Here is a 7,617-nt window from a genome sequence, read left to right as displayed (position 1 = left end):
CCAGTCCGGTGCCTGGTGCTTGCCGCGGTGGTCGCCGGTGCAGAAGCCGGTCAGGTTCTCCGCGGCGGTCGGCCCGTCGGGGTAGGGCGTGTTGTGGTCCAGTTCACCGCTCCCGGGCACGCGGCGGCGGCAGCCGGGGAAGCGGCAGCGGTGGTCACGGGCGCGCAGGTACCGGTCGAGGTCGGCGGCGGGCCGGTAGCCGTCGGTGGGTGGCGGCGGGCCGAGGCCCGGGCGGTCGCTGAGGTCGTGGTCGCAGCGGGCCGGTCTCCGGCGGCAGGCCGGGCGGCCGCAGGTCGCGCGGCGGCGTAGTTCGCGGCTGTCGGTGAGCGCCAGCAGGGCGCCGGTGAGCTCGTCGACGACCGCGATGCGCGGCCGGTCGACCAGCGTGCCACCACCGGACAGGTCGAGCAGCGCGGCGAGCTCGGCGCGCTGGGCGACGGTCGCCGCGGCCAGCGCTGCCAGGTCCGATCGGGCCGCGTCGACCCGGCCGTCCGGGGTGTGTCGCCAGCTCTGCTCGTCCTTGCGGTCGGCCAGTCGCGCCCGGTCGACCGCCCCGGAGGCGCGGTCGATCGCCCGGTCCAGCTCCAGCTGGGCGAGGTTCGCTTCATCCACTGCCGCATGCGCGGCCGGCCACAGTTCGACCGGGGTCGGCGACCTGGAGGGATCGGACTCCGTGGCCGCCCACCTCTGGTCCTTCCGCGTGAGGACGTCTGTGTGCGCTGCTCCGGACTCGCGATCGTCGGCCGGCGGCTGGGCGGCCCACCGGGCTTCTTCCGCCCAGATCCGTTGCTGCACCTCCGGTGGCGGATCCTCTTCACCGGCCCATACGCCGGCCAGGGCGCGGGCCTCCAGCTCGGCCCACCACCGCTGGTCGGCTTCGCGCAGCCAGTCCGGCCACATCTGCTGTGCCGGGTCCTCGGGATCCCACCGGGTGAGCGGTCGCTCGGGGCTCCGGTCCCCGCCGACGGGGTCGGGAGGCGCCGGGCCGGCTGCGGGGGTCGGCAGCAGGCCCAGGGCGCGGGCGACGGCGCGGACCATCTCCGCCGGCACCGGCTCGCCGCCGATCTCCCCGGCCTGGCTGCCGCCGAGCACGGTGCGGACGCCGGCGACGACGGTCAGCTGCGCCTGCACCGGCGGCAGCCGGCTCTCGCCCGGGCGCAGCACCAGGTCCAGCAGCACGTCGGCCATCCGCTGACCCCGGGTGCGGCGGTCGGCGGGGTCGTCGAGGGCGTCGGCGTAGCGGCCCAGGACGTCGACCACCGCCTGGGCCTCGGGCTGGGTGAGCAGCGAGGTCAGCGCCGCCATGCCGGGGCGGCGGTCCGGCCGTGCCCACACCCCACGCTCCTTGAGCGCCGCCAGCAGCTCGTTCGCTTCCTCCCGAGGGTCGCGGCCCAGACCCATCCGGCGCAGCTTCGCACCGAGCTGTGCGGGGGTGGTGAGCTGCCGCTTGCCGGCCCGCGTAGCCACCCAGGCCAGCACGTCCCGCTCCAGCTCGGCCCGCTTCCGGTCATCGGGAACCGGCGCGACCCGCTCCAGCAGCGCCCACAGGTGCCCGGCGTGCAACAGCCCGGACTCCAGCGCGTCCAGCGTTCCCGGCAGCCGGTGCACCAGGGTGAGGGAGCGCTCCAGCAGCTGCCCGGCGGCCTCCTTGCTCGACCCCAGGGCGATCGACAGCTCCTGGGCCGCCCACTCCGACACATCGGCCAGCACCGCCGGCCGGGCCGCCCGCCGCGCCGCGCTCATCGCACCGCGTTCACCGGGCTGCCGGTCGGCCGACGCCGACGCCGGCCGGGACGCCGCGAACTCCGCCACCGCCCGCGCCCGCGCCGCCGTCTGCCGGGCGATCTCCCGATCGGCGACCTGCACCGCACCCAACGGCCCCGACGCCCAGCCGGCCACCGGCGCGCCCGGACCGGCGGCGTCCCGGATCGGCTGGTCATCCACGTGTTCGACCATACGTTCGACCACCGACAGATTCGCCAGTTCCGACAGTGGTGGGTGGTCAGTCCGAGCACCCCGCGCATCTGACCGCTGCTCGCTCGCGTACCGGTGGTCTTGCAGGGGAGTCAGCGGCAGGCGTGGTTGTGGTCCAGGTCGTCCTCGACGTACTGGACCAGCGTCACCCTTCCACCGGGCACCAGCGGGCCGTCGTCGCAGGTGTCCCGGGCGTCGTCGAGGTCGTCGGCGCCGGCCAGCCAGCTGTCGAGGCCGGCCAGGTCGCTGTCCTCGGGGACCTCGCCGACGATGCGGCCCCACTGGTAGCCGGTCGAGTAGACGCCGACCTCGGCGTCCTTCGACAGCAGGTAGGCGGTCATGCCCTCGAGCGTGGCGCGGTTGCGGTCGCGGGCGTCGTCGGAGCCGATCTGCCAGGTGTTCATCGTCTCGACGTCGAGCCACCAGGTGTACCGCGACGGCTGGCTGTCCACCCGCGCCGACCGCGCGGCCGGACGCAGGAACGAGACGGCACTGTTCTCCGCCCGCTCCCACCCGTACTGCCACGAGCAGGCCGGGGAGTTGCCGCCGTCGCAGTCGCCGTACGGGGTGTCCCCGTCGCTGGGCCACGTGGTGACCAGGTCGAGCACCTGGCCCGGGTTCGCGGTGTTCAGGTAGAGCTGCGCGGCGGGCTGGTCGTCGACCCGGCCGGAGGAGTCGTGCGCCCAGACCAGCTGGGCGGACAGGCACGGGTTGGCCCGGGTGGAGAGCCCGCCGTTGACCCCCACGATCGCGAACGCCCGGTCCTCGGGGAGCTCGATCCCGCACTGCGGATAGGAGACGTCGTAGCCGATGGAGGTACCTGACCGAATCCGGCCGGCTTCGTCCTGCTCGGGCTCGGCCTCGGCCTGGTCGGCGTCGGTCTCGGGCTCGGCCTTGGCCGGGTCGGCGTCGGTCTCGGGCTCGGCCTTGGCCTGGTCGGTGTCGTCCTCGGCGGCCTCGGCGCTCGACGCGCGGGTGTCCCGGTCCGGGGCAAGCTCCCGCTCCGCGCGCTCGGTGCGGTTCGACTGTTCGCTGCCCGCTTCCGGTCCGGTGCCGGTCTCGGCGGCGCCGGCCGTCGCCGGCGCACCGAGCAGCGCGACCACGGCGCTGGTCGCGACGACGACGGATCGCAGGGCGGACCTCATTCCCGTCGACGGTACTCCGCGACGCCGGTGCGCCGCCCCGCTCGTCAGGCGGCCTGGCAGACCGGACACCAGTAGAGGTTGCGCCCGGCCATGGCCTGGGTGCGGACCTCCGTGCCGCAGATCCGGCAGGGCAGGCCGGTGCGCCGGTACACGTAGCGGGCGTCCTCGAGCTTGATGGCGCCGCTGCGCCGGGACCGGTCCTCGGGCCGGGTGGTGACGATGCGGCCCATCCGGACGCCGGACCGCATGAGCGCGACCAGGTCCGGCCACATCCGGGCCCACAGGTCCGCATCGATCTCGCGGCCCGGCCGGAACGGGGAGACGCGGTGCCGGAAGAGCAGCTCGGCCCGGTACACGTTGCCGACGCCGGCCAGCACCGACTGGTCCATGAGCAGGGCGCCGACGGCCGTGCGGCTGCCGGCGATGCGCCGGTGCGCGAGGGCGCCGTCGGAGCGGGGCCGCAGCGGATCGGGCCCCAGCCGGCCCAGGATGTGGTCGACCTCGGGCGTGCTGAGCACCTCGCAGGCCGTCGGGCCGCGCAGGTCGGTCCACACCCCCGCGCCGGCGGGGCCGTCGGCCTCCCAGCGCATCCGGAGTGCGCCCTTCGCCGGCGGGGGCGTGCCCGTCCCGGTGGTGAAGGTGCCGTAGAGCCCGAGGTGCACGTGCAGGCTGTCCCCGCCGAAGCGGGCGAACAGGTGCTTGCCGTAGGAGTACGCCTCGTCGAGGACCCGGCCGTCGAGCAGTGCGGCGCCGGCCTCGAAGCGGCCCTGCGGGCTGGAGACGTGCACCGGCCGGCCGGCGAACAGCAGCTGCTGCTCCCGCGCCAGGCGGTACAGGGTGTGGCCCTCGGGCATCCGCGCAGCCTAGATGGGGCTGCCCGCGGCGCCCGGATCAGCGGTCGGCGGTCTCCAGGCCGAAGTGCGGCCGATCACCGGCGGCTACCAGATCGACCAGCTCCGGGTGCTGCTGGATGTAGTGCCGCACGAAGGAGCAGTACGGGAGCACGGTGAGGCCGCGCTCGCGCGCGGCGGAGAGCACGCCGGCAACCAGCGCCTTCCCGATGCCCTGACCGCCCAGCGAGGGGTCCACCTCGGTGTGCGGGAGGGTCATCTGCCCGTTCTCGACGTGGTAGCTCGCCAGCCCGACGACGCGCTCGCCCTGCCGGACCTCGAAGCGACCCCGCTCGGGGACGTCGACCACCGTGCTCTCCATGTCCTGATCCACCTTCCGTCCCCTCCGGCGACGTTGCCGGAGCTCGACGTATGCCTCAGCACCGTAACCCGTGGGAGCCACTCCGTCGCTCATCCGTACCGATATCGGGTGTTCCGGACGGATTCTCGACCGGGCCGGGTCACGCGCCCCGGGACGTCCCTGCGGCGACGCTCCGGACCTGGACCGACGGCCGTGATCCCGGGCATGCCACGATGATCCGGCCAGGCGGTTCTCCGCAGTCATGCGGATGCATCCCGCCCCCGTAGCTCAGGGGATAGAGCATCGGTTTCCTAAACCGTGTGTCGCAGGTTCGAATCCTGCCGGGGGCACAGGCAGCAGCTGACCGTCGACCCCTCCGGGGGCTGACCGTTGGTCTCCGGATCCGCGGACGAGGGCCCCGGGGGCACCGATCCGGATGCCTGCGGGCCATCGGCGTTGCTGCACGAGCACATGAGCGATGAGCCCACGCCCCGTTTCGGGCTGGCCTGAGATGCGGGGCCCTGCCCGCGAAGGAGTTCGGCGCATGACCGCCCCCTCATCCACGCCTCTCGGCTCCGACCAGGAGGCCTCGAGGCCCGCGATCGCGATGGCCGTCACCGAACCCGGGGCGCGCCTGGCCCCCCGGCCGGTCGCGGTCACCCGGCCGCCGCGCGGCTGGGTCCGGGTGACCGTCGCCGCCAGCGGCGTCTGCCACGCCGACATCAGCACCGCCGCGGCACCGAAGGCCTCGGCGTCGACGCCGGTGACGCCGGGCCACGAGGTCGCCGGCACGATCGCCGAACTCGGCGACGACGTCGACCCGTGGGCCGTCGGGGACCGGGTCGCCGTCGGCTGGTTCGGCGGCAGCTGCGGCCACTGCGACTTCTGCCGCACCGGCGACGTCGTCCACTGCGCGCAGCGCCAGGTGCCGGGCCTGTCCTACCCCGGCGGCTGGGCCGAGGCGATCACCGTTCCCGCGAGCGCGCTGGCACGCATCCCCGACGGGCTCGACGACGTCGACGCCGCCCCGATGGGCTGCGCCGGGGTCACCACCTTCAACGCCGTCCGGCACGCCCACCTCGCTCCCGGCGCGACGGTCGCGGTGTTCGGCATCGGCGGGCTGGGGCACCTGGCCGTGCAGTTCGCCGCCGCGATGGGACACCGCACGATCGCCATCGCCCGCGGCCCGGAGCGCGCCGAGCTCGCCCGCGAACTCGGCGCGCACGAGTACGTCGACAGCGCCGCGCGCCCCGCCGGTGCGGCGCTGGCCGACCTCGGTGGTGCGGACCTGCTCGTCTGCACCGCGCCGACCACCGAGCCGGTCGCCGAGCTCCTCACCGGTCTGCGCGTCGGCGGTCGCCTCACGCTGATCGGCGTCGACGGCGGATCGGTCCAGGTCCCGGCCGCCCAGCTGGTCATGAACGGGCAGACCCTCACCGGCCACCTCACCGGCAGCGCCCGCGACACCGAGGAAGCGATGCAGTTCGCCGTCACCACCGGGGTCCGCCCGCTGGTGGAACGGATGCCGCTGGCGCAGGCGAACGAGGCGGTCGCGCGCATCCGCGCCGGCGCACCCCGGTTCCGCATCGTCCTCGACCCCGCGGGCCTGCAGTGACCGGAAACCGCCGCCGTGCCCTCGTCGTCGATGTCGTCGTCATGGGGGCCGGCATCGCCGGGCTGGCCGCCGCCCACGCCTTGACCGCAGCCGGCCTGAGCGTCTCGGTGCACGAGGCGCGGAACCGGGTCGGCGGGCGGCTGCTCAGCAGCACCCACGACGACGGGGCGATCGATCTGGGCGCCACCTGGTTCTGGCCGGACGAGCCGCTGGTGCGTGCGCTCACCGACGACCTCGGGCTGGCAACCCACCCGCAGGCGCTTTCCGGCGATGCGCTGTTCGAGGTCGACCAGCGCGGTCCGCAGCGACTCGCCGGCAACCCCCTCGACGTGCCGTCCGCGCGGTTCGCGCTCGGCGCCCAGGCGCTGGCGGCCGGTCTCGCCGACCGGCTCCGGCCCGGCACCCTGCACCTGGTCGACCCGGTGTCCGGCGTCCGCATCGACGAGGACGGCACGGTGGTCGTCGAGGCCGCCGGCGGGCCGGTGACGGCCGGCCACGTCGTCCTCGCACTGCCGCCCGCCCTGGCCGTGGAGGCCATCACTTTCAGCCCTGCCCTCCCTGCGCCGATCCGCGATCTCGCCGCGAGCACTGCAGTGTGGATGGGCGGCGTGGTCAAGGCGGTCGCGGTCTACGACCGGCCGTTCTGGCGCGACGCCGGCCTGGCCGGGTCCGCGATGAGCCACCTCGGCCCCTTCCGGGAACTCCACGACCACAGCGGACCCGGCGGCAGCCCCGCCGCACTGTTCGGCTTCGCCGCCGCGGCCCAGTTCGACGGCGCCGCACCCGAGCAGATCGCCACCGCCTTCGGCCACCAACTCGCCAGGCTGTTCGGTCCGGCCGCCGCCGACCCCCGCCACATCCACGCCCTCGACTGGAGCCGGGAGCTGCACACCAGCCCCCGCGCACCGTCACCACGCGCCTCCACCGCCACCTACGGGCATCCGCTGTTCCAGCAGCCCGTCGCCGGGCGGATCCACTGGGCATCCACCGAGACCGCCCCCGACCACGCCGGCCACATCGAAGGCGCCATCCGCGCCGGGACCCAGGCCGCCCGCACCATCACCCGCCTCGCCGTCGCCGGCACGACCGGAACCGCGAGGGGCGATCGACAGGAGAGGTCATGCACGAACTGACGGGGCTGCTGCGCGAGTACGACCGCGCCCGCGCCTACACGGACCAGCTGTGGAAGGACCTCACCCCTGACGAGGTGACCTGGCGCCCGCACGAGAACTCCAGCGCGATCGGCTGGCACCTGGGCCACCAGGCGCACGTCGCCCACTTCATGATCCGCAACCTCACCGCCGCCGAACCCAGCCCCGACCCGGAGCTGGACGGCCTGATGGACTCGGCGCACCCGGAGAAGTTCCGCGGCACCCTGCCGACCGTGGATCGGCTCGCCGTCTTCCGCGACACCGTCGCCGAGCGGGTCCACGCCCGCATCGGGAACATCGCCGCCGGGCGGACCGGTGCTCCCTCGCAGATGACGGTCGTCGCGACGCACCTGCTGACCGCGCTGGTCAACCACGAGTACCAGCACGACCAGTGGATCGGCGAGGTCCGTGCCCAGAACCTCGGCCACAGGCTCCCGCCCGACCCCGAAGCGGACGGCCTCAGCCGCGTCGACGGCTACCTCTGCCTCAACCCCCACGCCTGCTGAACCGGTGCGCAGCCGCCCGGTCATCGGTGCGGAAG

Annotated in this window: 7 protein-coding genes and 1 tRNA gene; 4 read left to right on the top strand and 4 right to left on the bottom strand. The window is 74.7% G+C overall.

Going from position 1 to position 7,617, the window contains the following annotated elements; all coding sequences use genetic code 11:
• The 4 genes from QOZ86_RS20225 to QOZ86_RS20210 all read right to left on the bottom strand — a co-directional run.
• Positions 1-1,944, bottom strand: a 1,944-nt coding sequence (locus QOZ86_RS20225; protein WP_284493771.1) for an HNH endonuclease signature motif containing protein, incomplete at its 3' end; no start/stop codon positions are given.
• A gap of 122 nt (positions 1,945-2,066) precedes the next feature.
• Positions 2,067-3,119 (bottom strand): glycoside hydrolase family 25 domain-containing protein, encoded by a 1,053-nt coding sequence (locus tag QOZ86_RS20220; RefSeq protein ID WP_284493770.1) that lies wholly within the window; start codon positions 3,117-3,119, stop codon positions 2,067-2,069.
• A 44-nt stretch (positions 3,120-3,163) separates the two neighbouring features.
• Entirely contained in the window at positions 3,164-3,973 is an 810-nt protein-coding gene (locus QOZ86_RS20215; protein WP_284493769.1) for an Fpg/Nei family DNA glycosylase, read from the bottom strand.
• Between the two features lie 37 nt (positions 3,974-4,010).
• Positions 4,011-4,331 (bottom strand): GNAT family N-acetyltransferase, encoded by a 321-nt coding sequence (locus QOZ86_RS20210; RefSeq protein ID WP_284493768.1) that lies wholly within the window; start codon positions 4,329-4,331, stop codon positions 4,011-4,013.
• Between the two features lie 256 nt (positions 4,332-4,587).
• Between QOZ86_RS20210 and QOZ86_RS20205 the strand changes: the two genes are divergently transcribed.
• From QOZ86_RS20205 to QOZ86_RS20190, 4 genes are all read left to right on the top strand, one after another.
• Positions 4,588-4,660, top strand: a tRNA-Arg gene (locus QOZ86_RS20205).
• Positions 4,661-4,854: 194 nt separating this feature from the next.
• On the top strand, positions 4,855-5,925 hold the full coding sequence (locus QOZ86_RS20200; RefSeq protein WP_284493767.1) for an alcohol dehydrogenase catalytic domain-containing protein: 1,071 nt from the start codon (positions 4,855-4,857) through the stop codon (positions 5,923-5,925).
• Positions 5,922-7,058: a flavin monoamine oxidase family protein gene (locus QOZ86_RS20195; protein ID WP_284493766.1), complete on the top strand. Its 1,137-nt coding sequence runs from the start codon at positions 5,922-5,924 to the stop codon at positions 7,056-7,058. The genes QOZ86_RS20200 and QOZ86_RS20195 overlap by 4 nt, the downstream gene beginning before the upstream one ends.
• The gene (locus QOZ86_RS20190) at positions 7,046-7,582 is read left to right on the top strand and encodes a DinB family protein (RefSeq protein WP_284493765.1); all 537 of its coding nucleotides are present in this window, start codon (positions 7,046-7,048) and stop codon (positions 7,580-7,582) included. Before QOZ86_RS20195 ends, QOZ86_RS20190 begins: the two co-directional genes overlap by 13 nt.
• Positions 7,583-7,617 lie beyond the last annotated feature (35 nt).

It is taken from the genome of Blastococcus capsensis (assembly GCF_030165005.1).
GTDB lineage: Bacteria > Actinomycetota > Actinomycetes > Mycobacteriales > Geodermatophilaceae > Blastococcus > Blastococcus capsensis.
Note: the sequence above shows the minus strand (reverse complement) of the source record. Positions and strands in the feature narration are given on the sequence as shown.

Bases quoted from the DNA above. Each gene is read 5' to 3' on its own strand.
- QOZ86_RS20220 (WP_284493770.1), bottom strand. From the start codon at position 3,119: ATGAGGTCCGCCCTGCGATCCGTCGTCGTCGCGACCAGCGCCGTGGTC.
- QOZ86_RS20215 (WP_284493769.1), bottom strand. From the start codon at position 3,973: ATGCCCGAGGGCCACACCCTGTACCGCCTGGCGCGGGAGCAGCAGCTG.
- QOZ86_RS20210 (WP_284493768.1), bottom strand. From the start codon at position 4,331: ATGGAGAGCACGGTGGTCGACGTCCCCGAGCGGGGTCGCTTCGAGGTC.
- QOZ86_RS20200 (WP_284493767.1), top strand. From the start codon at position 4,855: ATGACCGCCCCCTCATCCACGCCTCTCGGCTCCGACCAGGAGGCCTCG.
- QOZ86_RS20190 (WP_284493765.1), top strand. From the start codon at position 7,046: ATGCACGAACTGACGGGGCTGCTGCGCGAGTACGACCGCGCCCGCGCC.